This is a genomic window from Aequorivita antarctica (genome assembly GCF_007997155.1).
GTDB classification, from domain to species: domain Bacteria; phylum Bacteroidota; class Bacteroidia; order Flavobacteriales; family Flavobacteriaceae; genus Aequorivita; species Aequorivita antarctica.
On the sequence record NZ_VORT01000053.1, the window covers coordinates 1 to 479 of the forward strand.

The window sequence follows — 479 nt, forward strand, 5'->3', positions numbered from 1 at the left end:
GAGAACGGAATTAACTGTTCCTCTGCAACTGCTTTTCAGACCGCAAACGACTTAACTGTCTCTGCTGACGAGAACTTCACTTTGACCAACATAACCGCGAGCATTTTCGCCAACGGTGGAATCTCTAATGTTGATGTAAATTATTATTCTGATGCAGCCGGATTACCTGGTGCTATTATAGGTTCTGAGGCTTCAGTAACTATAGACAATCAGACAGTAATTGGCGCCAACTTTGGCCTTGACGTGAACGAAGTAGAATTGACTGTTACTCCATTTATGTTTGCTGGACAGGCAGGTACACCGACTACTTACTGGGTCGAGCTTTCTGTTACTGACGGTGGCGGCAGTGGTGCTGTTTACTGGGTTGTTACCTCTTCCAGTTCTATTGGCAATCCAACAGCGTTGTTTGACGCAGGTTGGGCTTATTTTGACCCACTTTTAGATGGTGTTTATATTTGGGAAGGAAACTGCGAGCCAAT

At 44.9% G+C, this 479-nt stretch carries 1 protein-coding gene; it reads left to right on the forward strand.

Features of this window, described 5'->3' with window-relative positions:
• The coding region (locus tag ESU54_RS17935; protein WP_170253306.1) for a hypothetical protein at window positions 1-479 on the forward strand (479 nt) is incomplete at both ends.